Here is a 24,086-nt window from a genome sequence, read left to right as displayed (position 1 = left end):
CGCTACGGCCCCGACTGCCAGCCCAGCGCGGCGGCCTCTTCCCCGCTCAGCGGGCGGTTGCGCCATTGCGCAGGAATGTGGCCCGCGTCCTCGTCGTTGACGCGATACACGCGCAGGTCGGCGCCAGGGTGCAAACCCAGCGCGCGGGCGCGGGCGACGGCGGCGTCCATGTCCGCCGCCTCGAAGATGGCGTGACCGAGATAGCGCGCCGGCTCACCGCCGGCGGCGACGAAGGCCAGCCAGAAACACCGCATCGGCGGCGGGATTTCCGCGTCCTCGACGGCGTCGCCGAAACGCGCCGCCACGATGGCGCGCAGCGCCGCCTCGATGCGGGTGGCGCCGTTGCCCCAGGGCGTGTCGCGCCCCTTGAGCTCGGCGCCCCAGCGGCCGTTGATCTCGAAGGTCTCGACGCCGTGGCGCGCCAGCAAGGCAGCGCTGAGCGTCTCATCGCGCGTCGGCGCGTACGCATCGCCGCCATGCCCGAGCAGGCAGCGGCCGCCGTCGCGCACGGCATCGAGCCCCTCGGCCCGGGCCACCCAGAAGTCCAGGTCGACGCCGCCGAGGTCGTTGACGTACGCGACGCTCACAACACCTTGCGCAGGAAGTCGCGGGTGCGCTCGTTGACCGGCTCGCCCAGCACCTGCTGCGGCGGACCTTCTTCCATGATGACGCCCTGGTCGATGAAGAACACGCGGTCCGCGACTTCGCGCGCGAAGCCCATTTCGTGCGTCACCACCACCATGGTCATGCCTTCTTCGGCCAGCGTCTTCATCACCGTCAGCACCTCGCCGACCAGCTCGGGATCGAGCGCCGAGGTCGGCTCGTCGAACAGCATGACCTTGGGTTCCATCGCCAGCGCGCGGGCGATCGCCACGCGCTGCTGCTGGCCGCCGGAGAGCTGGTTGGGGAAGGCGTCGATCTTCTCCAGCAGGCCGACCTTCTTCAGCAGCTTCTCGGCCACCAGCACCGCCTCGCGGCGCGACATGCCCTTCACCTGCATGGGCGCCATGATCAGGTTTTCCAGCACGGTCATGTGCGGGAACAGGTTGAAGCGCTGGAACACCATGCCCATGCCGGCGCGCAGCTTGTTGAGGTCGATCCGGGTGTCGTTGAGCTTGACGCCGTCGATGAAGATCTCGCCGTCGCTGGCCTCTTCCAGCCCGTTCAGGCAGCGCAGGAAGGTGCTCTTGCCCGAACCCGACGGGCCGATCACGCACACCACTTCGCCGGCCTTGATCTCGCAATCGATGCCGCGCAGGATGTGCGCCTCGCCGAAGCGCTTTTGCAGTTCATGCACCTTGATCATCGCGCGTCTCCCTTGCCATAGCGTGCTTCCAGGTGGCGCACCAGCGCCGACAACAACAGGGTGATGCCCCAATAGATCAGGGAGATGGTGAGATACGGCTCCCAGTAGCGCGCGTAGGCGCCCGACACCGTGCGCGCCGCGTAGGCGAGTTCGGCCAGGCCGATGGCCGAGGCCAGCGAGGAATCCTTGACGATGGCGATGGCGTTGTTGCCCAGCGGCGGCAGCATGCGGCGAAACGCCTGCGGCAGCACCACCTTGCGCAAGGTCGACAGGTAGGTCATGCCCAGCGAGCGCGAGGCCTCGCTCTGGCCGTGGTCGATCGACTGGATGCCGGCGCGGAAGATCTCCGACACGTAAGCGCCCGAGTTGAGCGTGATGGCCAGCACCGCCGAGGCGAAGGCGCCGTACTGGGAACGGATTTCACGGGCGATGTCGCCGGAGAGGATCAGTCCGCCGCTGGGGTTGATCAGCATCGGCATGAGCGCAAAGTGGATCAGCAGGATCTGCACGAACAGCGGCGTGCCGCGCAGGAAGCTGACATAGAGGCGCACCGGCCATTGGACGCCGTAGCGCAGGAAATATTTCCAGAAACCGTGGCGCGCCTCGGCCAGCCGGCCGACGCCCAGCACCAGCCCCCAGCAGGTGCCGGCGATCACGCAGATGATCGCCGCCTTGATGGTCATCCAGGTGCCTTCGACGAACAGCGGTGCGTATTCGCCGATGATTTCCCATTGAAAAAAGGAATGCATGATTGTGATCCGAAAAAAAATCCGGCCGTCATCCGGCCGGGGGAACTGCGGGCATTACGCGTGGATCATTGCTTCCAGGGCAGCGCCGGCACGTCGCCGTCGAACCATTCCTTGTAGATCTTCGCGTAGGTGCCGTTGGCGACGATCTTCTTCAGGCCGGAGTCGATCTTGTCCTGCAGTTCCTTGTTGCCCTTCTTCACGGCGATGCCGAAGTACTGGCGCACGAACTTCTGGTCGGTGACCAGCTTGAACTGCTTTTCCGGATGGCTCTTGATGTAGAACTTGATCACGCCCAGGTCGCCCACGGCCGCATCGACGCCGCCGCGATACAGCTCTTCCAGCATCAGGATGGTGTTGTCGAAGCGGTGGATGGAGGTGCTGGCCTTGCCCAGTTCCTCGGATACCACGATGTCGCCGGCGCTGGAGTTGACCACCGCGACCTGCAGCTTCTTCAGGTCGGCCAGGTTGGTCGCCTTGGCGCCGGCGGCGGTGATGATGACCTGCTCGGCCGGGAAGTACGGCAGCGAGAAGTCGACCATCTGGGCGCGCTTGTCGGTGATGGTGATGCCGGAGATGATGATGTCGCGGTCGCCCTGGCCCAGGGTGGCGAAGATGCCTTCCCAGGGCGTGCTCACCAGCTTGATCTTGAAGTTGGAGGCGTTGGCGATGGCCTTGATCAGGTCGATGTCGAAGCCGACCAGTTCCTTCTTCGGCGTTTCGAATTCGAAGGGACGGTAGGTGCCGCCGGCGCCGACCACATAGGTCTGGTCGGCCGCCTGCGCGCCCGCGGCGAAGGTCATCGCCAGTGCGCTGCCGGCGATCAGGATGAGTTTCTTGAACGACATGGTGGTTCTCCCTTGATGAAGCGAAATGGATTTCCCGGCCGGCGCATTGCGGCGCCGGCGCAGTGAGTCCGGTTCGAGACGGAATTCCCGTAAGGCGGGAAAGTGAAATGCATGCGAATTTGCGCGCCGGACAGCGCGCAGACCGTGGCTATTCCCCGGCCGCGCCGCCTGACGCGCGAAACCCGACATGATCCGGCATTAGCCCCGTTCCTTCAACCACAAATTGCGATGGCGGCCGGGCGGCGGGCGGATCGGAGACAGTGGCGGCCGGCCGCCGCGCGGACCTGCCACAGGGAAAGGGAGGAAAGGCAAGCGACTTCGCCCGGGTCGGGCATGCCGATGTTTATATCAATGACAAGGCCGCGCCCTATCCCGCCGCATGGGAATATGCGCGGCATCGGGGAGCGCCTGCCGCGACACGCGCTGCGGCAAATTGTCGCAGAGAACGGCTGGACAGCACTGCGGGGATCCTGGGCAAACCCTTGCCCACCAAGGGTTCCGGAGCGCTTTGGCGGTAATGTCGACGCTTGCCGCGCCTGCGTCGCCATGGCTGCGCGACGGTAGAATCTGCCGCCATGAAGATGTCCGCCCCCGCCCAGCGCCTGGTCTCGTGGATCACCATCGCCTCCATCCTGGCGCTGCTGTGGTCGGGGATGGCGCATGCGCGCACCGCCGGCGATGCCCGCGCCGCGCCTTGGGGCGATATCTGCTCGGCCGCGGCCGATCAGGGCAAAACCCAGGACGACGGGCAGCCGGGCGGCGCGCACGTCGGCCATTGCATGTTTTGCAGCAAGCAGGATATGGCGCACGCCCTGCCGGCCCGCTTCGACCACCTGCCGCCGCAACCAGCGCCGGCAACCCGGGCGCCTGCCTCGCGCGCCAGCGCAGCCGCCGTCCCGCAGGCGTGGCTGCCGCCCCATCCGCGCGGGCCGCCCGTCCTCTCCCTCTGACGCCATCCTGATCGCCGCCGGCGCCTGCCGCGCGATCATCTTCCCATCCAGCTCCCGCCCGCCGGCTCGCTCGCCGGCGGACGTCCGGCTTGCAGGGGCAAGCCGCATCGATTTCATCACGACGACAATGACAACAACACGACCGCATCAACCCACCGCATCCCCGTTCGCCCTGCTTCACTTCCAGCAGCGCCTGTCCGCCCGCCTGCGCCGCACGCTGGCGTGCGCGCCCTATACCCTGCCGCTGCTGTGCCTGGGCGCCGCCGCCCAGGCGCAAGACGCCGCCCCCGCGCTGCCGGAAATCTCGGTCAGCGCCCGGAGCCCGGCGCAGCTGCAAAACCCGGTATCGGTAGGCTCCAACCTGGACCTGACGCCCTTGCAGACGCCCGCCAGCGTGAGCGTCATTACCCGCACGCAACTCGAAGAACGCGGCGACGCCGGCATCGTCGACGCCATCACCCGCGCGCCCGGCTACAGCAGCCTGGGCCATCCGGGCAACAGCGGCAGCTCGCTGTCGGCGCGCGGCTTCACCGACACTACCTCGGTGATGCGCCTGTATGACGGCGTGCGCCAGTACGGCGGCGTGGGCGTGAGCTTCCCGTTCGATACCTGGGGCGTGGAACGCATCGAGGTGCTGCGCGGGCCGGCTTCGGTGATCTATGGCGACGGCGCCATCGGCGGCGTGGTCAACGTGGTGCCGAAAAAGCCCACCCGCGGCAAGATCGAGAACGAGGCCGAGGCCACCGTCGGCAGCCACAACACCCGCCGCCTCGGCCTGGGCAGCGGCGGCGCCATCAACGACATGCTGTCCTACCGGGTCGACATCAGCGGCGACCGCTCGGACGGCTGGGTCGATCGCGGCGACTCCAACAACCTCAGCTTCTCCGGGGCGCTGCGCCTGGATGTGAACCCGGAGCTGTTCGTCCAGCTCAGCTACGCCCAGGGCCACCAGCGTCCGATGCGCTACTTCGGCACGCCGCTGGTGAACGGCCGGCAGCTCGACGCCATGCGCGAGAAGAACTACGACGTGGCCGACGGCGAGATCGACTACAAGGACCGCTGGGCCCAGCTGGAGGCGCAATGGACGCCCAGCGCCGACCTCACCGTACGCACCCGCCTGTACCAGATCAACAGCAACCGCTATTGGCGCAATGCCGAGCACTACGCCTACAACGGCGCCACCGGCCTGATCAACCGCGGCGACGCCACCGAGATCCGGCATGACCAGTCGCAGACCGGCAACACCACCGACGCCACCTTCAGGGGCCATCTGTTCGGCCTGAAGAACCAGGTCTCGGTCGGCTTCGACGTCAACTCCAGCTCCTTCACCCACACCAACAACACCTACAGCGGCAGCTTCAGTTCGGTCAACCCGCTCAGCTTCGACCCCGGCAGCTATGCCAGCGGCACCGGCGTGCCGCCCTTCCTGCCGCGTTACCGCAACAGCGCCTCGCAGTACTCGGTGTTTTCCGAAGACAAGCTGGACCTGGGCGAGCGGCTGACCCTGCTGGCCGGCCTGCGCTTCGACCACTCCGACGTCTCGCGCTCGGACCTGATCAACAGCGCCAACAACTTCAGCCAGAGCTTCTCCAACCTGGGTTGGCGCCTCGGTTCGGTGTATGCGGTGACGCCTGAGCTGAGCGTCTACGGCCAATATTCCAAGGCGGCGGCGCCGGTCAGCAGCATGCTGTTCCTGACCCAGGGCAACAGCAAGTTCGACCTCTCCACCGGACGCCAGGTCGAAGTCGGCGTGAAGCAGGTGTTCTGGGGCAAGCGCGGCGAATGGACGCTGGCCGCCTACGATATCCGCAAGAACAACCTGCTGACCCGCGATCCGTCCAACCCGGCGCTGAACGTGCAGGTCGGCCAGCAGTCCTCGCGCGGCATCGAGGCCAGCCTGTCGCTGGCGCTGGCCGAGCGCTGGAAGCTCGACGCCAACGCCACCGTGCTGCGCGCGCGCTTCGACGACTTCGCCGAATCGGTCGGCGGCGTGGCCGTCTCGCGCAGCGGCAACGTGCCCACCAACGTGCCGGAGCGCCTGGCCAACCTGTGGCTGAGCTGGGACTTCATCCCCGCCTGGACCGCCAGCGGCGGCCTGCAATACGTCGGCGCGCGCTACGCCGACAACGCCAACACGCTCAAGCTGCCGGCCTACACCACCACCGACCTGGCGCTGCGCTGGAAGGCCAGCGAGGCCACCACGCTGACCCTGCGCGCCAACAACGTGTTCGACAAGCGCTACTTCACCACCGCCTACTACACGGCCACGCAATGGCTGTACGGTCCCGGGCGCGAGGTGCAGCTGAGCGTGAACCATCGCTTCTGAGCCGATGGCCGGCCTGCCTGCGCGCCTGCGGCGCTGGACCTACCTGACGCACCGCTGGTGCGGCGTCGCCGGTTGCCTGCTGATGGCATTGTGGTTCGCCAGCGGCGTGGTGATGCTGTTCGTCGGTTATCCCAAGCTCACGCCCTGGGATCGCGTGCGCGCGCTGCCGGCGCTGCAAGCCGGCGCCTGGCTGGCGCCAGGGCAGGCGCTGGCGGGCATGGACGCGACGCGGCTGGCGCTCAACGCCGCCTCCGGCCAGCCGCGCTACATCGTGCGCCGGCGCGACGGTTCGCTGGCCACCGTGGATCCGGTCTCGGGCGCGGTGCAAACCACGGTCGACGGCGAGGCCGCGCTGCGCGCCGCGCGCCTGTTCCTGCCCGGCGCGGCGGCGCATGACGAAGGCGCGGTGTGGGAAGACCGCTGGACCCATTCCGGCGGCCTCAATCCGCACCGCCCGCTGCACCTGGTGCAGATGGACGACGACGCGCATACCCTGCTCTACGTCTCCTCGCGCACCGCCGAAGTCGTGATGCAGGCGCCGCGCGCGCAGCGCTGGTGGAATTTCGCCGGCGCCTGGCTGCATTGGCTGTATGTGTTCAAGAGCCAGCCCACCGATCCGGTCTGGACCTGGACCGTGATCGCACTGTCCTCGGCGTGCGTGCTGGTGGCCTGCAGCGGCATCGCCGTCGGCCTGTGGCGCTGGCGTTTCTCGCGCCCGTACAAATCCGGTTCGCATTCGCCGTTCGCGCCGGGCTGGATGCGCTGGCACCATGTGCTGGGCCTGTCGTTTGCCGCCATCACGCTGACCTGGATCTTCAGCGGGCTGATGTCGATGAATCCGCTGGGCGTGTTCTCCGCCGCGCAGCGCCCCGACCTGGCGCGCTACGCCGGCGCCACGCCCGGCGAGCGGCGCCTGGAGGCCACGCCGCAGGCGATCCTGCAGGCGCTGTCGCGGGAAGGTTTCCAGGCGGTCGAACTGGAATGGAAGAACCTGGCCGGGCGTCCCTTCGTGCTGGCACGCGATGCCGGCGACCATACCCGGCTGGTGAGCGCCGACGGTAATCGCCTGGCCGTCGCCGCGCAGTGGCCGCGCGAGGTGCTGGAACAGGCCGCCGCCGCGCTGCTGCCGGCGCCGGCAATTGCGTTCGACACGCTGCGCGGCTACGACGCCTACTATTACCGGCGCGACCCCGAGGCCATGATGGGCGGTTCGGAAAGAAAGCTGCCGGTGCTCAGGGCCAGCTTCGGCGACCCCGGCCAAACCCAGGCCTATATCGACCTGCGCACCGGCCAGGTCGAACTCAGCGCCGACCGCGCCCAGCGCATCGGGCGCTGGCTGTTCAGCTTCCTGCACAGCTGGGACCTGGGCGGCATGCTGGCCGCCGGCTGGCTGCGCGACGCGGTGCTGGTGTTGCTGAGCCTGGGCGGCTTCGCGCTCTCGGCCAGCGGCATCGTGATCGCGTGCCGGCGGCTCGGGAAAAAGGCCGCGGCGCGCTGAACGTGGATATCGCCGACGAAAAGCCGCCCGAGGGCTAATGCCGTTCAGTTAAGCACTGAACGGCATTATTTTTTGGTTGTTGGAAGTGAAGCTCCGTTCGCCCTGAGTAGCCGCGTAGCGGCGTATCGAAGGGCAGCTTAGGGCGAGGCCCTTGGCAAACAGGCTTCGATACGGTCCTGTGGACCTACTCAGCCCGAACGGGGGCGCGTAGGGAGCATCGCGCGCTTAACTGAACGGCATTACCCCCGAGGGCGGCTTTTTTTATGGCTTCCCACATCCCGGAAGATCAGCGGATCTCCGCGCTGTAGCGAAACTTGCTGGCCGCGCCGCGCGACTGGCGCCATTCCAGCGGCTGCCCGTCTGAACCGAAAGCCACGCGCTCGATGACCACCACCGGCGTGTGCGCCGTCAGGCCCAGCAGCTTGGCCTGCGCCGCAGTGACCGTCTCCACCGTCAGCGTCTCGCGCGCGGAGGCGACGATCTGCCCGCATTCGCGCTCATAGAGCGGATACAGCAAATCGCCGAAATCTTCCGGCGCCTTCTCCGCCAGCGCCTTGAAGCGCTGCTCGCACAGGTAGATGTTCTCGGCCAGCACCGGCTGCCCGTCGACCATGCGCAGCCGCAGCAGCTCGATCACCCGGGTGTGCGGCTTCAGGCGCAGGCCGGCCGCCACCTCGGCCGGCGCGGCCATGCTCTGGCGGCTGACGATGACGCTCTTGGGCGCCAGCGGCCGGCCGTCCGATGTTTCGAAGCGGAAGAAGCGGAACAGCGAATTGTCGAAGCGCGCCTTGCGCACGAAGGTGCCCTTGCCGTGGGTGCGCTCGACCAGGCCTTCGGCCACCAGCGTCTCGATGGCGCGACGCACGGTGCCCACCGCGACCTGGTAGGTGCTGCGCAGTTCGCTTTCTGAAGGAATCGGCTGGCCCGGCTGCCAGACCTGTGCGCGGATCTGGGCGGCCAGCTGGTCGCGCAGCTGCAGGTAGAGCGGCAACCGCGTGTCGACGCCGGACTGGTCAAGCATGGGAATCTCGGGAGGCAGGATGGAAAGGCCCAATCTTACCCGCCGTGTGCCCGGCTCACAACGACAAGGGGAACAGTCGGCGTCGCGCGGCGGCAGCACAGCTGCGCAAGGATTGCGCCCGCGCAGGCCGGGCGTGGAAGATGCGCTCAGTTAGCGGCACATACCGGGGAATTGCCGAGCGATGCCTTTCTTGCAAGGATTGTTGAGTACTTGCGCCTGTGTTATCTTTGCGCAACTCATCTATATGAGTAGATGAGCACACACAAAGATAAGCCAATCACATCCGCGCGCCACCGACGTGAACCGCGCGCCTTTCAGCGTAGAGGACGAGACAATGTTTTCATGGTATCGGCAGGTCACTGCCACGGAACGCAAGACTTTTTGGGCCTGCTTCAGCGGCTGGGCGCTCGATGCGCTGGACGTGCAGATGTTCAGCCTGGCGATCCCGGCGCTGATCGCCGCCTTCAGCCTGAGCAAGGCCGACGCAGGCCTGATCAGCGGCGTCACGCTGGTGGCCTCGGCCATCGGCGGCTGGGTCGCGGGCGCACTGTCGGACCGCTACGGCCGCGTCAAGACATTGCAGGTCACCATCCTGTGGTTCTCGTTGTTCACCTTCTTCAGCGCCTTCGCCCAGACCTATCCGCAGCTGCTGGCGCTCAAGGCGCTGCAGGGCTTCGGCTTCGGTGGGGAGTGGGCCGCCGGCGCCGTGCTGATGGCCGAGACCGTGCGCGCCGAGCACCGCGGCAAGGCCATGGGCACCGTGCAAAGCGCCTGGGCTGTGGGCTGGGGTGCGGCCGTGCTGCTGTTCGCCGTGCTGTTCTCCATCCTGCCGCAGCAAACCGCATGGCGCGCGATGTTCCTGATCGGCCTGTTGCCGGCGCTGCTGGTGGTCTACGTGCGCCGCTCGGTGCCCGAGACCGAGGCCTTCCTGGCCGGCCGCAAGGCGGCCGCTGCCGGCAAGCCGGCGGGCAGCACGCTGCTGGGGATCTTCCGCCCGGACGTGCTGCGCCTGACCGTGATCGGCAGCCTGCTGGGCGTGGGCGCGCACGGCGGCTACTACGCACTGATGACCTGGCTGCCGACCTATCTCAAGACCGAGAAGCACCTGTCGGTGCTCGGCACCGGCGGCTACCTGGCGGTGATCATCGTGGCCTTCTGGTGCGGCTGCATCGCCAGCGCCCAGTTGCTGGACCGCATCGGCCGCCGCCGCACCGTGGCCCTGTTCGCCGTGTGCTGCGTGCTCACCGTGCTGTGCTACATCTTCCTGCCGCTGTCGGACACCCAGATGCTGGTCTGCGGCTTCCCGCTCGGCTTCTTCGCCGCCGGCATCCCGGCCAGCCTGGGCGCGCTGTTCAACGAGCTTTACCCGAGCGGCATCCGCGGCACCGGCGTGGGCTTCTGCTACAACTTCGGGCGCGTGGCCTCGGCCGGTTTCCCGGTGCTGGTCGGCCACATGAGCGACAGCATGCCGCTGGGCCAGGCGATCGGCATCGACGCCGCCATCGCCTACTCGCTGGTGGTGGTCGCGGTGCTGATGCTGCCCGAGACCCGCGGTCGCCAGATGGAAACCGCGGCATGACGGCAAGCGCCAGCACCCACACGGCCGGCATGCGCATCGACACGCATGCGCACGTCTTCACGCGCGCCCTGCCGATGGCCGAGCCGCGCCGCTACACGCCCGGCTACGACGTCACCGTGGAGGAATACATCGCCCGCCTGGACGCCGCCGGGATGACGCACGGCGTGCTGGTGCAACCCAGCTTCCTGGGCGTGGACAACAGCTATTTGCTGGCCGCGCTGGCGCGCTGCCCGGCCCGCCTGCGCGGCATCGCAATGGTGCGGCACGACGTCGACGACGAGGAGCTGGAACGCCTGCGCGCCGCCGGCGTGACCGGCATCCGCTTCAACCTGGTGGGCGGCGCCGAGCTGCCCGACTTCGCCGGAGCCTGGCGCGGCACGCTGGAACGCGTGCGGCGGCTGGGCTGGCAGGTGGAGATCCACCGCGAGGCGCGCGACTTGCGGCGCCTGCTCGATCCCTTGCTGGCGGCGGGCCTGAACGTGGTGGTGGATCACTACGGCCGCGTCGACGCCGCCTTGGGCGTCGACGATCCCGGCTTCCAGGACCTGCTGGCGGCGGGGGCCTCTGGGCAGGTATGGGTCAAGCTGTCCGCGCCTTACCGCAACGGCGGCAGCGAGATCGGCCGCCGCTTCGCGCAGCAGGCCTGGCCGTTGCTGCGCGAGCGCTTTGGCCCGCAGCGCCTGCTGTGGGGCAGCGACTGGCCGCACACCCAGCATGAAAGCATGACCGATTACGCCGATGCGTGGGACGGCTTCGCCCGGCTGGTCGCCGACGAGGCCGACCGGCGCATCATCACCGGTGCTTCAGCGGCCGCCCTGTTCGGGTTTTCCTGACGGCGGCCGCAAACAGGAAGCGTGGCGGAAACGACCGGGCGCTTCTGGACCCAGTACCCGAAACGGTACTGGGTCTTTTTTATTTGAGGCGCGAAAGATGACGGAATATCAACTCCGCCCTGCGCGTTCTGGACGTATCGAAAAGGGAAAGTCATGAAGTGGTTCAACGATAGAAAAATATCCACCAAGCTGCTGCTGTCGTTCGCGGTGGTGCTGGCGCTGATGACCATCGTCGGCGTGTTCGCGGTGGTGCAGATGGACAAGGTCAACGGCGCCAGCACCGAGATCGCGCACAAGTGGGAACCGAGCGTGCGCATCAGCCTGACGCTGGAGAAGGTGCTGGCGCGCGTGCGCTCGACCGAGTTCCAGCACATCCTCGGCAACGACGAGAGCATGGCCTCGCTGGAAAAAAGCCTGGGCGACCGCTACGCCGAATTCAGGCAGCTGCAGGAACAGTACCGCCGGCTGCCGCTGACCGCGGAAGAAAAATCCGCCTTCGACCAATTGGAAAAGACGCTGGACGCCTACCTGGTCGAGCACCGCAAGATCATCGCCCTGTCGCACGCCAACCGGAAGGACGAAGCGCTGGCGCTGACCAAGGGCGATTCGCTGAAGGCCTACCGCGCCATCGAGAAGCAGTTCTCGACGCTGCGCAGCTCCAGCGTCGAGCACACCGAGGACGCCAACACGCGCGCCGACCAGGTCTATTCGACCTCGCTGCGCTGGATCGTGGCGCTGCTGGCGGCCGGCATCCTGCTGGGACTGGCGCTGGCGGCGACGGTGGCGCGGGTGGTCTCGCGCCCGCTGCTGGAGGCGCTGGCGCTGGCGCGCCGCGTGGCCGACAACGACCTCACCGGCAAGGTGCGCGTGCACAGCCGCGATGAGACCGGGCAACTGATGCTGGCCCTGAACCACATGAACGGCAGCCTGGCCGGGATCGTCGGCGAAGTGCATCGCAGCATCTCGGTCATCAACACCGCCTCCGGCGAAATCGCCAGCGGCAACGCCGACCTGTCGGCGCGCACCGAGTCGCAGGCTTCCAGCCTGGAAGAAACCGCCTCGGCCATGGAAGAACTGACCTCCACCGTGCGCCAGAACGCCGACAATGCGCACGAGGCCAACCGCCTGGTGGCGGCCGCCGCCAAGTCCGCCGGCGAGGGCGGCGCGGTGGTCGACAAGGTCGTGCACACCATGGGCTCGATCCGCGCCAGCTCCAGCCAGATCGCCGACATCATCGGCGTGATCGACGGCATCGCCTTCCAGACCAACATCCTGGCCTTGAATGCCGCAGTCGAGGCGGCGCGCGCCGGCGAACAGGGCCGCGGCTTCGCCGTGGTGGCCACCGAAGTGCGCAGCCTGGCGCAGCGTTCGGCAGCCGCCGCCAAGGAGATCAAGGAACTCATCGTCGGTTCGGTGCAGCAGGTGGAGGCCGGCGCCGCGCTGGTCGACCATGCCGGCAACACCATGCACGAGATCGTCGACTCGGTCGGCCGCGTGGCCGCGCTGATGAACGAAATCGCCGTCGCCAGCCGCGAGCAGAGCACCGGCATCGACGAGATCAACCACGCCGTGACCCAGATGGACGAGGGCACGCAGCAAAACGCGGCGCTGGTGGAGGAAGCCGCCGCCGCGGCGCACTCGCTACGCGGCCAGACCGACCAGTTGGCGGCGCTGGTGGCACGCTTCCGGCTGGATGACGGCAGCCGCGTGATCGATGCCGCCTGAAACGACCCGACATGAAAAAAGCCCGCACATGCGGGCTTTTTTTTGCGGCGCCGGCTCAATTTGCCGGATGCCGCGGCTTCCATAGCTTCACCCGGGCGTTCTTCTCGTAACCCTTGCCATTGGGATAGCCGACCAGTTCCATGTCGGCGCCCCAGGGCGTGAGGAAGTGCACCCAGGTCTCGCCTTCGGTGTCGCCGCCGCCCATGGTGACGGGCTCGCCCAGCAGCGCGATGCCACGCGACTTCAGGTAGGCCGCGCCGGCCTTGACGTCGTCCGTGTAGAAGGCGATGTGGGCGGCGCCGACGGCGTCCACGCGCGGCATGGCGCTGTCGCCGTTGGCATGCCGGTACTCCAGCAGTTCGATGTTGGCGCCGTCGCCGCAGCGGAGCATGGCGATGGAGAGGCTGTCGGCGCTGAGCGCGCCGGCCAGGCCCTTGTCGGACTTCATGGCGCGCAGGTCGAAGGGGCCGATGCGCGTGACCGGCACGCAGCCGAAGGCGTCGCCGAAGAATTGCTCGGCCTGCTTCAGGTCCGGCACGTTGATGCCGACGTGGTCGATGCCGGCCGTCTGGATGCCGGCGGCCCGGGCCGGCATGCCCGCGGCGAGGACCAGCGCGGCGAACAGGGTGGCGATGTATTTCATGGTGCGGATCCTTTCTTATTTCTTGTCGATGAACACGTAGGCGCTGGCCAGCCTGCCATCCTTGATGGTGAAGATGTCCTCGCCGCGGATCAGGTTGGGATTGTCTTTCGGGCCGTAGCCCCAGGTCACGCGGCCGATGCCGTGGTTCCAGGCGATCTGATCCGGGGTGAAGGAGAAGCCGGCATGCTCGCCCTGCACCCGCTGCAGCAGCTGGCCGACGCTGACATAGCCGGTGGCCGTGCCGGCGTAGTCGGCGACGAAGAAGTTGGGGGTATAGGCCTGCTCGAATTTCGCGGCCCAGTTCCTGGGGTTGGTGTCGTTCCAGATCTCGAAATGGAGATCGATCAGCCGCTGCACGGCGGCGATGTCCTGGGTGGCGGTGTCCATGTGTGATGCTCCCTGCGCGTAAGAAGGTGAGGTGAACGGCAGCGCCGCGAGCGCTGCCGTCAGTAACGCGATGCCGATGCTCTTGTTCATCGTTGCGCTGCGGCTCAGACCTGGGCCATGCCGCCGTCGACGAACAGCTCGATGCCGTTGACGAAGCTGGAGGCGTCGGAGGCCAGGAAGGCCACGGCCTTGCCGATTTCCTGCGGCTCGCCCAGGCGGCCCAGCGGCACCTGCGAGGCCAGGTAGTCGAACAGGCCCTGGCGCGCTTCGTCGGGCACCAGGTCGCCCAGGCCGGGGGTGCGGATCGGGCCGGGGCTGACCACGTTGACGCGGATGCCCCGGTCCTTCAGGTCCAGCGCCCAGGAGCGGGCGAAGTTGCGCACGGCGGCCTTGCTGGCGCTGTAGACGCTGAAGTTGGCGGTGCCCAGCACCGAGGTGGTGGACGAGGTGAGGATCACCGACGCGCCGTCGACCAGCAGCGGCAGCGCCTTTTGCACGGTGAACAGCACGCCGCGCACATTGGTGCCGAAGATGCGGTCGAAGTGTTCCTCGGTGATGGCGCCCAGCGGCATCATGTCGCCGCCGCCGGCGTTGGCGAAGAGGATGTCGAGCTTGCCGGCGGTGCGGGCGATCTGGGCGTACACGGCGTCGAGCTCGGAGAGCACCGAGGCGTCGGCGCGAATGCCGGTGGCGGCCGCGCCGATGGCGGCGACGGCGGCGTCGAGCTCGGCCTGGCGGCGGCCGGTGATGAAGACGCGGGCGCCTTGCGCTGCCAGTTCCTGGGCCGTTGCCAGGCCGATGCCGCTGGTGCCGCCGGTAACCAGTGCGATCTTGCCGTCGAGTTGCTTGTTCATGATGATTTCCTTTTAAATGAATGGATGATGTATGTCGGTTGATGCCGCCGAACCGCGCCTGTTGCTGGTTTGCGCCGTGTTTCGTTTGACATGGGTGTACTTTAGCGGCCTGTCGTTTATGGATAAAGTGTGTAAAATTAAAATCACTATCCACATACGTGGATAATCAATACACACGCAACGGAGCGGCGATGGACCAACTGATGGCGATCCGGGCCTTTGCCCGGGTGGTGGAGGCGGGCAATTTCACCCGCGCGGCGGATTCGCTGGACATGCCCAACGCCACGCTGAGCAAGCTGGTGCAGGAGCTGGAGGCGCACCTGGGGGTGCGGCTGCTGCAGCGGACCACGCGCCGCGTCACGGTCACGCCGGAGGGGCGCGACTACTACGAGAAGAGCGGGCGCCTGGTGCGCGACCTGGAGGATATCGACGCCTCGCTCAACGCCGCGCGCGGCAATCCGCGCGGCCAGCTGCGCATCGACGTCGGCGGCTCGACCGCCTGCGACGTGCTGATCCCCGCCCTGCCGGACTTCCTGGCGCGCTATCCCGACATCCGCATCGACCTGGGCGTGTCGGACCGTTCGGTCGACCTGATCGGCGACAGCGTCGATTGCGTCATTCGCGGCGGCCCGCTGGACAACTCATCGCTGGTGGCGCGCCACATCGGCCAGGCGCGGTTGATCACCTGCGCCACGCCGGCCTACCTGAAGCTGTTCGGGGTGCCGGCCTATCCCGAGGAATTGAAGAACGGCCACCGGCTGGTGAGCTTCCTGTCGCCGCAGAACGGGCGAGCCTTTCCCTTCCGTTTCGAGCGGAAAGGCGAAAAGACGGAAATCAAGGTGGAGCACCGCGTCGGCGTCAACGAAAGCAACGCGCACCTGGCCGCGGGCCTGGCGGGGCTGGGGATCATCCAGACCTTCACCTATGCGGCCGGGCCGGCGCTGGCGCGCGGCGAGCTGGTGGAGATCCTGGAGAAATGGCGGCCGGCGCCCTACCCGTTCCACGTGGTGTATCCCAACAATCGCCACGTCACGCACCGCTTGCGCGTGTTCATCGACTGGCTGATGGAATACTTCCCGGAGAAGGTCGGCGCCGCCGGCAAGAAGAATAGTTGAAAGGCCGCGCGCTCAGCGCAGCGAGCAGTTGAGCCATTTGGCGATGCGCACGCCGTCCAGGCGCGAGCCGTCGCCGGTGTCGCTGCCGAGCATGGAGATCACCACCGGGCGGCGGCCGTGCACCATCAGGCGCATCACCATGTTGTGGCCGGCCTCGTTGATGAAGCCGGTCTTCTGCACGCTGGCGCTGACCTGGCCGTAGCGCACCAGGCGATTCGAATTCACGTACTGCAGCTGGCCGCGGCCGATGTTGACGGTCTTCTGGCGGTCTACCGAATATTGGCGGATCAGCTGGTAGCCGTTGGCGGCGCGCACCATGCCGGCCAGCTCGTGCGCGGTCGAGACGTTCTCCGGCGACAGGCCGGTGGCGTTGACGAAGCGGGTATGCGGCATCCCCAGCGCCTGCGCCTTGGCGTTCATGGCGGCGATGAAGGCTTCGCGCCCGCCGGGGTAGTCGCGGCTGAGCGCGGCGGCGGCGCGGTTCTCGGAGGACATCAAAGCGATGTGCAGCAGGTCGGCGCGGGTCAGGCTGGCGCCGACCGTCAGGCGCGAGGCGGTGTTCTTGAGGGTGTCGAGGTCGTCGCCGGTGACTTCCAGGCGGCTGCCCAGCGCTTCGTGCTTGTGGTCCAGCCAGACCATGGCCATCATCAGCTTGGAGATCGAGGCGATCGGCGCCACGGCGTCGGCATTGCGTTCGTAGAGCGGCTTGCCGGACTGCTCGTCCAGCACATAGATCGCATGCGAGAACAGCTGCCTGCGCGAGGCCTCGGTGAAGCCGCAGCGCGCCAGCAGTTCCGGCTGCGCGGCCGCAGCCTGGGGCGCGGCGGCAGCGGCAGAAGCGGCAGGAGCAGCGGCCGCCGCGCGCCCCTTCCTGGCCGGCGCCGCGCGGCGCCTGGCGGGCGTCGCCTGGCGCGCGCCGCGCTTGCGCCCCTTGGCGCCCGCGGCGCGCTGCTTGCCGGCGCCGGCGCGTTCGGAACCGGCGGCGAAGGCGCGCTCGCCCGCCATGGCCAGCGTCAGCAGCAACAAGCCGCACAGCAGCAGCCGCAAGAGGCCGGCGCAGTTCTTCATCATGGGTTGGGAAAGCGACGGGGGGCTGCCGGCGACGCGGCGCACTGCGAAAGACATCATTGAAAACCTTGGCCGGAACGGTGCGGGACAGGGGCGCTGTCCATGGAGACAAACGAGGTGGCACATTGTCGCGGGAATGCCGCCTCATTTCAACCGCCCGTGGCTGCGGGCGAAAAAAAAGCCGCCTCGCGGCGGCCTCTTTCCCGAACCGTCCCGCGCGGCGCCGTGCATGGCGCCGCGCGCAGGCTCACATCAAAAATCGACCTGGGCCGACAGGATGAAGGTGCGGCCGGCGCCATAGCCGGCGTAGCCGTTCTGCATCACCCAGTAGTTCTTGTCGAACAGGTTCTCGATGTTGGCGCGGTAGGTGACGGTCTGTCCGGCCAGCTTGCTCGCGTAGCGGGCGCCGAGATCCAGGCGGGTCCAGCCCGGCACCCTGATGTTGTTGCTGCCGTCGTAGTACATCGAACCGGTGCGGATGACCCGCGAGTTCAGGGTCAGGCCGGAGAGCCACGGCGTATCCCACTCCGCGCCCAGGTTGAAGTTTTGCTTGGGCACGGCGCCGATGTCCTTGCCGTCGTTGGTGCCGCCGTCGGTATGGAATTGCTTGGCGTCGAAGAAAGTGGCGCCGCCCATCAGGCGCAGGCCGCGCTGCAGTTCGCCCACCGCCGACAGCTCCAGCCCGCGCACGCGCTGGCGTCCGTTCTGGGTATAGGTGTTGGTGACGGTGTCGGCCACGCCGTTGGCGCGGTTGATCTCGAACACGGCGGCGGTAGTCATCACACGGCCCCAATCCACCTTGGCGCCCGCTTCATACTGGGTCGCCTTATACGGCGAGAGGATCTGGCCGCGGTTGGCGTAGGTGCCGCCGACCACTTCGCCGGCGCTCAGGCCGACCGTGTAGTTGGCGTACAGCGACAAGGCGTCGACCGGCTTGACCACCACGCCGACCACCGGCGAGTAGCCGCGCGCATTGCTGCTGGTGCCGTCCTGCAGGTTGCCGGCATAGGCCTGCTGGCGGCGCAGGCCGGCTGTCAACAGCAGGCGGCCGTCGATCATCGACAGGGTGTCGGTCACCGAATAGCTGGTCAGGCGGGTCTGGCTTTGCGGGATCGGGTTGGTGCGCGCCGAGCCGACCGGCGGCAGCTGCACGCCGCCGTACAGGTTGGTCGCAATGGTTGTGGCGCCGGGCGCGTAGAACCAGTCGAGCTGCTTGTCGAGGCTGGTGGCGCCCAACGTCAGGGTGTGGCCGATGCCGGCCGTCCTGAAGCGCGCGCGCAGGCCGACGTCGGACGAGGTGGTGATGGTCTTCTGGTCGTAGTAGGCATTGGTCACGTCGGCGGCGCCGGCCAGCGTGTTGATGGTGGACGAGGCGAAGGTCTGGGCCGAGCTGCCGGTGTGGTAGCCGATGGCGCCGTAGGCGGTCAGCTGGTCGTTCAGGTCGTACTCCAGGCGGCTGGCGACGACCTTGTCATCCAGCTGCAGGGTGCTGCCCTTGAGGAAGTTGCTGTTGCCCGAGGGCGCGTCCGGCATGGTCAAGGTGCCGATGCTGAACTGCGGGCGGAAATTGCGCGTGTCCTCGTGCAGGGTGTAGGCGTCCAGGGTCCAGCGCAGGCGGCGCGTGGTGTAGTCCAGCGCGACCGAGCCCATGCTCTGTTGCTGGTTGCTGCCGGAGATGCCGGTGGCGCCGTCGGCGTACAGGGCGTTGACGCGGATGCCCCATTCCTTGTTCTCGCCGAAGCGGCGGCCGATGTCGCCCTGCAGGCCGAACTGCGCGCTGCTCATGTAGGAAGCGGTGACGCTGGACACCGGTTCTTCGCCGGCGCGCTTGGTGACCAGGTTGATGGCGCCGCCGACGCTGCCGGCCGGCCCCATGCCGCTCATCAGCGTGCCCGGGCCCTTCAGCACTTCGACGCGCTCCAGCATGGCGGTCGACATGCGGCCCAGCGACACCAGGCCGTACAGGCCGTTCAAGGCGGTATCGTCCACCGACACCGCGAAGCCGCGGATCTGGTAGCTGTCGCCGAAACCGGCAGCGCCGTTGGTGTTGCGCACCGAGGCGTCGTTGCCGATGACGTCGCCCACGGTGCGCGCCTGCAGGTTCTTCAGCGTGTCCGCGGTGTAGTTGGTGGTGGAGAACGGCGTATCCATCACGTCCTGCGTGCCCAGCACCCCGAGGCTGCCGCCGCGCGCGACCTGGCCGCCGGCGTAGGCCGGCTTCAGGCCGTTCTCGCTGGCGCCGGTGACGGTCACGGTGGGCAGCGCGGCGGCATCGTCTGCGGTCTGGGCGAACGCCGGCGCGGCCAGGGCCAGGCTGACGGCGGCCGCCAGGGCGGTGGGTTGGAATGCGAAATTGGTGTGGCGATTGAGCGCCAGGGCCTTCCCCATGATCTGACCTTTCAGATGAAATAAAGACAAGAAATCGACACGCCGTCTTTAATGAAAAAGAAGCGTTCTCATTTGCCTGACACCTGAAAGAAGAAAACGGATCAGCCCGGCGCGACTAATTTGTAACAGCCGCCTCCCGGCAACAAAAAGGCCACCGCGCGGGTGGCCCTGGTGGCGACGGCGAAATCGCCCGCGCCTATTGCCGCGCCGCCAGCAGCAAGGCGCCGGCGCCGATGAAGAAGCCGCCGGTGGCCTTGTTGAGGCGCGCCACGCCGCGCGAGGTGCGGATGAACTGGCGGATCCGGGCGCCGCAGGCCGAATACACCGCCGTGGAGACGAACTCGGAGGCCAGGTAGATCGAACCCAGCACCAGGAACTGGTGCGCGGCCGGGCGCGACTGGTCGATGAACTGCGGGAAGATCGCCGCGAACAGCATGATCGCCTTGGGGTTGGTGATGCCCAGCAGGAATTCCTGCATGGCCAGCGCGCCCACGCCGCGCGGCGCCGGCGCGCCTGCCGCAGGGGCGCCGGCGACGCCGTCGGCCAGCTCCAGCCCATGGAATTCGCGACTGCGCCAGGCGCGCCAGCCGAGATAGAACAGGTAGACGGCGCCGACCCACTTCACCGCCTCGAAGGCGGTTTCCGAGGCCAGCAGCATCGCGCCCAGGCCCAGCGCCGAGACCGTCAGGAAGATCGCGAACGCGGCCACGCGGCCGAAGGTGGCCAGCAGGGCCGCGCCGACGCCGCGCCGGATGCCGTTGTTGAGCGCGCAGAAGTTGTTCGGGCCGGGCACCAGCGCAAGCATGATGGCGACAGGGATGAAGAAGAAGGCGTCCATGGGGGCGTCCTGTAAGCGGGATGAGGGCAACTGGAGTGCAGCGCAGATTGTAACGCCGATGCGCCGCTCAGGTGATTTGCCGGCCGGCCGCGCGTTCCAGCCGGGCGTAGATGCGGCGCACGCAGGCCAGCACCGCATGGCGCGTGACCTGCATGCGGCGCGCCGCCTCGCCGGCGGTGAAGCCATGCGCGATCAGTTCGAGCGCCTGCGCCTCGTAGCTCGACAGCACGGGCTCGCCGCGCCGCGCGCGCACCAGCAGGCGATGCGCGATCAGGGGGTTGATGGAGCCGCCGCCGCTGCCGACGCTGCGGATTTCTTCCAGCATCTGCAGGGGGCTGCTGTCCTTGGACAGGTAACCGGCGGCGCCGGCCTCGATGCACGCGAGCAGGTCGGCGCGGTCGCCCAGGGTGGTGCCGGCCATGATGGCGCAGCCGGGCCAGCGGCGCGCCGCCTGGCGGATCAGGGTGAGGCCGGCGCCGTACGGCAGGGAGGCGCCCACCAGCAATACGTCGGCCGGCGCCTGCTGCAGCAGCAGCGCGCCCTCGGCGCCGCTGGCGGCGATGGCGACGAGGCGGGTGTCGTTGCTGTGCTGGACGGCGGCGATGACGGCGCCGCGAAACTCGGCATCGTCGTCGATCAGGGCCAGGTGGATTTGCCGCGGGATGGCGCCGATGGCAACATCGGAAGCCGTGTCGGGCTGCGCGCCCGGCGGCAAGGGTTGTAGCGGCTGGTGCATGATGGCCTGGCTTTCTCCGGGGCGGCACGGCGCGCGATGTGGGCCCGCCGCCGCTGGTCAATACCCTCGTTGCTTTTTTTGACTGATCCCGACAGGCCCGGCGGCAATGATAGGACGGCCGAAAAAAATGCGATGTCCCCAGTTCTTGCGATATGCAGAACCCGCCAACCCGGCTAGAGTCGCCTGCAGCGGACCTGCGCCTTGCATCTTGCCGGCCCGCACACCTGTCCAGTTTTCTTTCCGATTGCCGATCATCCGCCCACCGCCGGCGCCCCGCCATGGAACCAGTCCGCGCCAACTCCACTCCCTTGCCGGAACATCCCTCGCACGAGCCGGATCTTGCGCTGGGTCGGCTGCTGGGCGATTTCACGGCGCTGGCGGGGCAGCTGTGCGCAGCGCCCATCGTGATGGTGTCGCAGCTGCATGGCCACTTCTCGGCCGGGGCGGCCGAGGCCGACGGCGCGCGCGCGCCGATGCGGCGCCAGTGGTGGCGCTTCCCGGGCCAGAGCGGCGTGCTGCGCAGCAATACCGATTTCAACCTGTGTGAAGCCGCGGCCGGTTCGACCGACGAGGTCACCGAGATCGGCGACCTGGCGGCCCATGCCTGCCATGCCGCCTCGCCCATGGTGGCCGGGGCGCCGGGGGTGCGTTTCTATGCCGGCGCGGCCTTCGGCGACACCGCCGAAGGCTTCCTCGGCACCCTGTGCGTGCTGGACCGCCAGGCGCGCAGCCTGACGCCGGCGCAGCGCATCGCCTTGCCGCTGCTGGCGCGCAACCTGGCCGAACGGCTCTGCCTGCAGCGCCAGATCGGGCAGCTGCAGCAACAGGTCCTGACCGATGGCCTCACCGGCGTGGGCAATCGCCGCGCCTTCGACCAGCGGGTGCATGAGGAGTGGGCGCGCCACCTGCGCAGCGGCACGCCGATGTCCCTGCTGATGATCGATGTGAATCGCTTCAAGCAATACAACGACACCTACGGCCATCCGGCCGGGGACCGCGTACTGGTGAAGCTGGGGCAGCTGCTGCGCATGCCCTTGCGCAGCAGCGATTTCGTGGCGCGCTGGGGCGGCGACGAATTCGCCGTGATCCTGCCGGACACGCCCGAGGGCAGCGCCGGCATGGTGGCCGAACGCATCCACGCGGTGGTGGCCGGCGCAGCCTGGCCGCACCGGCAGATCTCACTATCCATCGGCATCGCCAGCGTCTCGCCGGCCGAGCATTGCGACTTCGGCGTGCTGCTGCAGCGCGCCGACCAGGCCATGTACTCCTGCAAGCGGCGCGGCTAGGCCGGTCCCGCAGCCTGCTCCGGAATCACACCCACGGCGCCGTGCGCCGCCAGCGGCAGGTGCAGCACCATGCGCGTTCCCGGCTGCCCCGTTCCCGCCGCCTGCCACCGGATGCGCGCGCCGATCGCCTCGGCGCGACGCAACTGGTTGCGCAGCCCCTTGCCGCCCTGCGCCAGCCCTTGCTCCAGCGAGAAACCCGGACCGTTGTCTTGCACCGTCACGCTGACGCTGTCGGCGCCGACAGCGGTCGACACCGCGATCTCGCTGGCGCCGGTGTGCTTGATGATGTTGGCGAAGGCCTCCTGCAGGATGCGCAGGATATGCAACGCGTGGCGCGGATCCAGCCACGGCAGCGCCGGCACCGTCTCCACCTTCCACAGCAGCCGGATGCCGGCCGCCTCCAGCCGCGGGCCGAGGCGAAAGCGCAAGGTCGCCAGCAACAGCAGCAGGTCGGCGTCCACCGGCTCCAGCGAATCGATGGCCAGCTTCAGGTCGTCGATGCAGGAGCTCAGGATGCGCGACACCTCGCGCTCGTCCAGCTTGCCGCGCTCCACCATGCGCAGCGCGCCGATCAGCGACAGGCCCAGCACGTCGTGCATGTCCTGCATCATGCGCTGGCGCTCCATGCTCAGGGTGCGCGATTTCTCCACCTCGGCCAGCTTGCGGTAGCTCTCCTCGAGCTCCCGTTCGCGCGCCTGCAGGCGCAGCGCCAGGGTCTCCTTGCCGCGCTCGGTCTCGGCCACGGCGTTGACGTAGCGCCGGAACAGGATGTAGGTGATCACCACGAACATCACCATGGCCGCGTACGGCGTCAGGTAGAAGCCTTCCATGTTGAACTGGTACTTGACCTTGAACCAGTCGTAGGTGCCGAAGCTGAGGCTGACGATCATCCACAGGCCCAGCAGGCGCGCCTCGTAGGAGCGGCTACGCCAGCCGTCCCACATGTTGCGCGCGGTCATGACCGCGCCCAGCAGGATCGGGACCACGTACAGCATGGGCTTGACCAGCACCAACCCGTACTGCAGCGCCGACATCGGCAGCGTCACCAGCGTCATCAGCAGGGCGAAGGCCACCGTCGCGCGGTTGAACCAGCGGTGGTCGCGTCCGTGCAGCAGGCGCGCGAAGTATTGCAGGGCGACGATCTGCCAGTTCAGCGCGTTGTAGGTGAGCCAGCCGAACCACTGGTCGGAAATAGAGAGCTGCTCCAGGCCGGCATAGAAATGCCAGCGGCGGGTCACGGTGCAGGCGGCGATGGCGAACACCAGGAAGTAGATCGGCTCGCGCCGGCGCACCGCCCAGATCCCCAGCGAGAACAGGCCGACGGCCAGGAAGGCGACGCTGGCCATGAAGGGAAACTGGTACTCCAGCCACTCGCGCAGCGCGTAGCGCGCGTAGATCTCGCGCTGCGGCCCGGCGTACATCGAGGTGACGGCCCCGGCCGCGCCGGGATAGGTGTCCAGGCGCAGCAGCAGCGTGCGCGGCAGCGGCGCCTCGTCGGTCTGGCGCAACGGGATCACCAGCGCCGGATGGCGGAAGTGGTTCCACACCGGCGAGCCTTGCGAACGGTACAGCAGGCGGCCGTCGCCGTACACCGTCAGCTGCCCCGCCGCCTGCCAGCGCAACAGGTGCAGCGCCATCGGCCCGGGCGCGGCATCGATCCCCGCCAGCGAAACGCGGTACCAGGTGGTGGCCATGGCGCCCGGCTTGCCGGGGCCGGGCGCGGCGGTGGAGGTGTGCGGCAGCGTCACCGCCGTCCACGGCCCTGCCAGCGTCGCGGCGTCGATCGTGGAAGACGGCGGCTGGTACTGCGACGGCGCCACCGACATCGATTCGGCGCGCGCCAGGTGCACCACCCCGGCGGTTGCCGCCGGCGCGGCGCATGCGCCCAGCAGGCACGACAGCGCCAGCCAGGCGCGCAGCGCGAAGTCGGCACGCATGT

The 24,086-nt window shown here is 68.0% G+C and carries 21 protein-coding genes; 8 read left to right on the top strand and 13 right to left on the bottom strand.

The annotated features are described in order from the left end of the window. Window positions 1-2 precede the first annotated feature (2 nt). The 4 genes from Herbaro_RS02570 to Herbaro_RS02555 all read right to left on the bottom strand — a co-directional run bounded on the left by Herbaro_RS02570 (window position 3) and on the right by Herbaro_RS02555 (window position 2,900). Complete coding sequence (locus Herbaro_RS02570) at window positions 3-587, bottom strand: phage protein NinX family protein (RefSeq protein WP_275012281.1); 585 nt, start codon at window positions 585-587, stop codon at window positions 3-5. Beyond that, window positions 584-1,306, bottom strand: coding sequence for an amino acid ABC transporter ATP-binding protein (locus tag Herbaro_RS02565; RefSeq protein ID WP_275012280.1), 723 nt, complete (start codon window positions 1,304-1,306; stop codon window positions 584-586). Before Herbaro_RS02565 ends, Herbaro_RS02570 begins: the two co-directional genes overlap by 4 nt. Beyond that, window positions 1,303-2,055 (bottom strand): amino acid ABC transporter permease, encoded by a 753-nt coding sequence (locus tag Herbaro_RS02560; protein WP_275012279.1) that lies wholly within the window; start codon window positions 2,053-2,055, stop codon window positions 1,303-1,305. The genes Herbaro_RS02565 and Herbaro_RS02560 overlap by 4 nt, the downstream gene beginning before the upstream one ends. A gap of 65 nt (window positions 2,056-2,120) precedes the next feature. Beyond that, window positions 2,121-2,900, bottom strand: coding sequence for a basic amino acid ABC transporter substrate-binding protein (locus tag Herbaro_RS02555; RefSeq protein WP_275012278.1), 780 nt, complete (start codon window positions 2,898-2,900; stop codon window positions 2,121-2,123). Between the two features lie 575 nt (window positions 2,901-3,475). On the opposite strand from Herbaro_RS02555, the gene Herbaro_RS02550 reads away from it, so the two are divergent. The 3 genes from Herbaro_RS02550 (at window position 3,476) to Herbaro_RS02540 (ending at window position 7,674) form a co-directional block, all read left to right on the top strand. After that, window positions 3,476-3,850, top strand: a complete 375-nt coding sequence (locus tag Herbaro_RS02550; protein ID WP_275012277.1) for a DUF2946 family protein — start codon at window positions 3,476-3,478, stop codon at window positions 3,848-3,850. 127 nt (window positions 3,851-3,977) lie between these two features. Beyond that, window positions 3,978-6,176 carry a TonB-dependent receptor gene (locus Herbaro_RS02545; protein WP_275012276.1) on the top strand — a complete coding sequence of 733 codons (2,199 nt, stop codon included), beginning with the start codon at window positions 3,978-3,980 and terminating at the stop codon, window positions 6,174-6,176. A gap of 4 nt (window positions 6,177-6,180) precedes the next feature. Further along, window positions 6,181-7,674, top strand: coding sequence for a PepSY domain-containing protein (locus tag Herbaro_RS02540; protein WP_275012275.1), 1,494 nt, complete (start codon window positions 6,181-6,183; stop codon window positions 7,672-7,674). Between the two features lie 286 nt (window positions 7,675-7,960). On the opposite strand, the gene Herbaro_RS02535 is transcribed toward Herbaro_RS02540, so the two are convergent. Further along, on the bottom strand, window positions 7,961-8,695 hold the full coding sequence (locus tag Herbaro_RS02535) for a GntR family transcriptional regulator (protein WP_275012274.1): 735 nt from the start codon (window positions 8,693-8,695) through the stop codon (window positions 7,961-7,963). 334 nt (window positions 8,696-9,029) lie between these two features. On the opposite strand from Herbaro_RS02535, the gene Herbaro_RS02530 reads away from it, so the two are divergent. The 3 genes from Herbaro_RS02530 to Herbaro_RS02520 all read left to right on the top strand — a co-directional run bounded on the left by Herbaro_RS02530 (window position 9,030) and on the right by Herbaro_RS02520 (window position 12,832). Then, window positions 9,030-10,274 carry an MFS transporter gene (locus Herbaro_RS02530; RefSeq protein WP_275012273.1) on the top strand — a complete coding sequence of 415 codons (1,245 nt, stop codon included), beginning with the start codon at window positions 9,030-9,032 and terminating at the stop codon, window positions 10,272-10,274. Continuing rightward, window positions 10,271-11,107 carry an amidohydrolase family protein gene (locus Herbaro_RS02525; RefSeq protein ID WP_275012272.1) on the top strand — a complete coding sequence of 279 codons (837 nt, stop codon included), beginning with the start codon at window positions 10,271-10,273 and terminating at the stop codon, window positions 11,105-11,107. The genes Herbaro_RS02530 and Herbaro_RS02525 overlap by 4 nt, the downstream gene beginning before the upstream one ends. 153 nt (window positions 11,108-11,260) lie before the next feature. Then, on the top strand, window positions 11,261-12,832 hold the full coding sequence (locus Herbaro_RS02520; RefSeq protein ID WP_275012271.1) for a methyl-accepting chemotaxis protein: 1,572 nt from the start codon (window positions 11,261-11,263) through the stop codon (window positions 12,830-12,832). A gap of 55 nt (window positions 12,833-12,887) precedes the next feature. Here the strand turns inward: Herbaro_RS02520 and Herbaro_RS02515 are convergent, their stop codons facing one another. From Herbaro_RS02515 to Herbaro_RS02505, 3 genes are all read right to left on the bottom strand, one after another. Beyond that, complete coding sequence (locus Herbaro_RS02515) at window positions 12,888-13,475, bottom strand: VOC family protein (protein WP_275012270.1); 588 nt, start codon at window positions 13,473-13,475, stop codon at window positions 12,888-12,890. Window positions 13,476-13,490: 15 nt separating this feature from the next. Then, on the bottom strand, window positions 13,491-13,862 hold the full coding sequence (locus tag Herbaro_RS02510; RefSeq protein WP_275012269.1) for a nuclear transport factor 2 family protein: 372 nt from the start codon (window positions 13,860-13,862) through the stop codon (window positions 13,491-13,493). Window positions 13,863-13,966: 104 nt separating this feature from the next. Next, window positions 13,967-14,716 carry an SDR family oxidoreductase gene (locus tag Herbaro_RS02505; RefSeq protein WP_275012268.1) on the bottom strand — a complete coding sequence of 250 codons (750 nt, stop codon included), beginning with the start codon at window positions 14,714-14,716 and terminating at the stop codon, window positions 13,967-13,969. Between the two features lie 191 nt (window positions 14,717-14,907). Between Herbaro_RS02505 and Herbaro_RS02500 the strand changes: the two genes are divergently transcribed. Then, window positions 14,908-15,831: a LysR family transcriptional regulator gene (locus Herbaro_RS02500; protein ID WP_275012267.1), complete on the top strand. Its 924-nt coding sequence runs from the start codon at window positions 14,908-14,910 to the stop codon at window positions 15,829-15,831. A 12-nt stretch (window positions 15,832-15,843) separates the two neighbouring features. On the opposite strand, the gene Herbaro_RS02495 is transcribed toward Herbaro_RS02500, so the two are convergent. The 4 genes from Herbaro_RS02495 to Herbaro_RS02480 form a co-directional block, all read right to left on the bottom strand. Further along, a complete protein-coding gene (locus Herbaro_RS02495; RefSeq protein ID WP_275012266.1) occupies window positions 15,844-16,959 on the bottom strand; it encodes a serine hydrolase in 1,116 nt (371 codons plus the stop codon). Between the two features lie 192 nt (window positions 16,960-17,151). Next, window positions 17,152-19,287, bottom strand: coding sequence for a TonB-dependent receptor (locus Herbaro_RS02490; protein ID WP_275012265.1), 2,136 nt, complete (start codon window positions 19,285-19,287; stop codon window positions 17,152-17,154). A gap of 196 nt (window positions 19,288-19,483) precedes the next feature. Further along, window positions 19,484-20,125: a LysE family translocator gene (locus Herbaro_RS02485; protein WP_275012264.1), complete on the bottom strand. Its 642-nt coding sequence runs from the start codon at window positions 20,123-20,125 to the stop codon at window positions 19,484-19,486. A 67-nt stretch (window positions 20,126-20,192) separates the two neighbouring features. Beyond that, window positions 20,193-20,861 (bottom strand): response regulator, encoded by a 669-nt coding sequence (locus tag Herbaro_RS02480; RefSeq protein ID WP_275012263.1) that lies wholly within the window; start codon window positions 20,859-20,861, stop codon window positions 20,193-20,195. Between the two features lie 278 nt (window positions 20,862-21,139). Between Herbaro_RS02480 and Herbaro_RS02475 the strand changes: the two genes are divergently transcribed. Further along, a complete protein-coding gene (locus Herbaro_RS02475) occupies window positions 21,140-22,147 on the top strand; it encodes a GGDEF domain-containing protein (RefSeq protein WP_275012262.1) in 1,008 nt (335 codons plus the stop codon). Here Herbaro_RS02475 and Herbaro_RS02470 read toward each other — a convergent pair. Beyond that, window positions 22,144-24,084, bottom strand: a complete 1,941-nt coding sequence (locus tag Herbaro_RS02470; RefSeq protein WP_275012261.1) for a sensor histidine kinase — start codon at window positions 24,082-24,084, stop codon at window positions 22,144-22,146. The two genes, Herbaro_RS02475 and Herbaro_RS02470, sit on opposite strands and share 4 nt — an antisense overlap. Window positions 24,085-24,086: the final 2 nt, after the last annotated feature.

This window comes from Herbaspirillum sp. WKF16, assembly GCF_028993615.1.
Taxonomy (GTDB): domain Bacteria; phylum Pseudomonadota; class Gammaproteobacteria; order Burkholderiales; family Burkholderiaceae_D; genus Herbaspirillum.
The sequence above is the reverse complement of the archived record's forward strand: the minus strand, read 5'-3'. Positions and strand labels throughout refer to the sequence as shown.